Origin of the sequence: uncultured Microbacterium sp. (assembly GCF_913776565.1) — a bacterium.
Taxonomy (GTDB): Bacteria; Actinomycetota; Actinomycetes; order Actinomycetales; family Microbacteriaceae; genus Microbacterium.
The window spans coordinates 1-2,549 of sequence record NZ_CAJYPF010000106.1; the positions used below are offsets into that span (position 1 = coordinate 1).

The 2,549-nt window shown below is 72.3% G+C and carries 3 protein-coding genes; all 3 read left to right on the plus strand.

Translation table 11 applies throughout. The features are described 5' to 3' along the window. The coding region (dusB, locus tag QZ433_RS05730; protein ID WP_295780638.1) for a tRNA dihydrouridine synthase DusB at positions 1 to 1,014 on the plus strand (1,014 nt) is incomplete at its 5' end. Beyond that, a complete protein-coding gene (locus QZ433_RS05735) occupies positions 1,004 to 2,338 on the plus strand; it encodes a deoxyguanosinetriphosphate triphosphohydrolase (protein ID WP_295780640.1) in 1,335 nt (444 codons plus the stop codon). The genes dusB and QZ433_RS05735, both read left to right, overlap by 11 nt. After that, positions 2,338 to 2,549, plus strand: a 212-nt coding sequence (locus QZ433_RS05740; protein ID WP_295780643.1) for a CHC2 zinc finger domain-containing protein, incomplete at its 3' end; no start/stop codon positions are given. The genes QZ433_RS05735 and QZ433_RS05740, both read left to right, overlap by 1 nt.

Below are 2,549 nucleotides of genomic sequence, written 5' to 3' on the forward strand. Positions count from 1 at the left end.
ATCACGACGCGCGCGCTCGTCGAACGCAACGAGACCACGATGCGGCTCATCCGGCATCACGAGTCCGAGACGCCGCGCTCGATCCAGCTGTACGGCGTGGATCCCGCGACCGTCGAGGCCGCGGTCACGATGATCGTCGACGAAGACCACGCCGATCACATCGACCTCAACTTCGGGTGCCCCGTGCCCAAGGTCACCCGCCGCGGCGGCGGGGCCGCCCTGCCGTGGAAGACCTCGCTGTTCCGCGAGATCGTCGAGCGCGCCGTGAAGGCCGCGGGCGACAAGCCGCTGACGATCAAGATGCGCAAGGGCATCGACACCGACCACCTCACCTACCTCGAGGCCGGTCGCATCGCCGAGGGGGCGGGAGTGGCATCCATCGCCCTGCACGCCCGGACGGCGAGCGAGTTCTACTCGGGCCACGCCGACTGGGCCGCGATCACGAAGCTCAAGGAGACCGTCACGAGCGTTCCCGTGCTCGGCAACGGCGACATCTGGTCGGCCGACGACGCCGTCCGCATGATGGACGAGACCGGCTGCGACGGCGTCGTCGTCGGTCGCGGCTGCCTCGGCCGCCCGTGGCTCTTCGGCGACCTCGCGCGCGCCCTCGGCGGCCCGGGCGCCGCTCACGGCGAGCCCGTCGACGCCACGCTCGGTTTCGTGGCGCGCGCGTTCCGCCGCCACGCCGAGCTGCTCGTCGAGTTCTTCGACGACGAGGGCCGCGGATGCCGCGACATCCGCAAGCACGTGGCGTGGTACTTCAAGGGCTACCCGGTCGGCGGCGAACTGCGCGCGAGCCTCGCGACGGCCTCGACGCTCGACGAGATCGACGAGCTGCTGGCCACGATGGAGCTCGACGCCCCGTACCCGGGAGCCGCCGCCGAGGGCCAGCGCGGCCGCGCGGGCACGCCAAAGCGACCGGCACTGCCCGACGGGTGGCTCGACTCCCGCGAGATCGGCCACGACGCCGGTCGCGCCCTCGCCGACGCGGAGCTGCACCACAGTGGTGGGTGAGGCGTCGGCGACGGCCGCCCGCCCGGCCGGTTACGACGACGACGACGCCGGGCGATTCCACGTCGAGCGCCACCGGTCCCAGCGCGACGACTTCGCACGCGACCGCGCGCGCGTGCTGCACTCCGCCGCCCTGCGCCGCCTCGCGGCCAAGACGCAGGTGTTGAGCCCCGCGAGCCCCGCAGACTTCGCCCGCAACCGTCTGACGCACTCGCTCGAGGTCGCGCAGGTCGGGCGCGAGCTCGCGACCGCGCTGCAACTCTCACCCGACGTCGTCGACACCGCGTGCCTCAGCCACGACCTCGGTCACCCGCCCTTCGGGCATAACGGCGAACGCGCCCTCAACGAGTGGGCGGACGACGTCGGCGGCTTCGAGGGCAACGCGCAGACGCTGCGCATCCTCACCCGCCTCGAGCCGAAGGTGTTCGGCGCCGACGGCGAGCCGTTCGGCCTCAACCTCACCCGCGCGAGCCTCGACGCCACCTGCAAGTACCCCTGGACCGTCGACGAGCCCGTCCCCGACCCCGGCGGGCGCCTCAAGTTCGGCGTCTATCCCGACGACGAGCCGGTGTTCCACTGGATGCGCGGCGGCGCTCCCGCCCGCCGGCGCTGCATCGAGGCCGAGGTCATGGACCTCTCGGACGACATCGCGTATTCGGTGCACGACTTCGAGGACGCGGTGGTCAACCGCTACGTCGACCCCGCGCGCCTCGCCTCGCGCGTGGGCCGCGAGGGGCTGCTCGACGCGATCCAGCGCTGGGTCGGTTACGACTTCGTGCGCGACGACCTGTCGGCCGGTCTCGAGCGCCTGATGGTGATGCCCGAGTGGATCCACTCCTTCGACGGCACACGACCCGCGCTCGCGCGGCTCAAGAACCTCACCTCCGACCTCATCGGCCGCTTCGCCCGCGCCGCCACCGCCGCGACGCGCGAGGCGTATCCCGCCGACGAGCTCACCCGCTACCGCGCCCACGTGATCGTCCCGGCCGAGGTCGAGGTCGAGATGGCGGTGCTGAAGGGCATCATCGGCGCGACGGTGGTGTCCATCGACGGCCGCAAGGTGCTGTACCGCGAACAGCGCCACGTGCTCAAGCGGCTGGCATCCGCCCTCTGGGAAAATCCCGGCGCTCTCGACGCGCTGCACGCCCCCGACTTCGCCGCCGCGGTCGACGACACCGCGCGACGCCGAGTCGTCGTCGACCAGGTCGCGAGCCTGACGGATCAGCTGGCGATCTCGTGGCACGGGCGGCTGGTGGGCGAGGTGGATGCCGCCGAGCTCGGCGTCTGGGCGCCCGGTGCCCGCGCGTCGCGCGGGGCGGACGCCTGATGGCCGGACGCATCCGGCAGGCCGACGTCGACGAGGTCAAGGCGCGGGTCAACATCGCCGACGTGATCGGTGAGCGCGTCGCTCTGAAGCCCGCGGGCGTGGGCTCGATGAAGGGTCTGTGCCCCTTCCACGACGAGCGCAGCCCGAGCTTCAACGTGCGCCCGCAGGTGGGCTACTACCACTGCTTCGGGTGCGGCGAGTCGGGCGACGT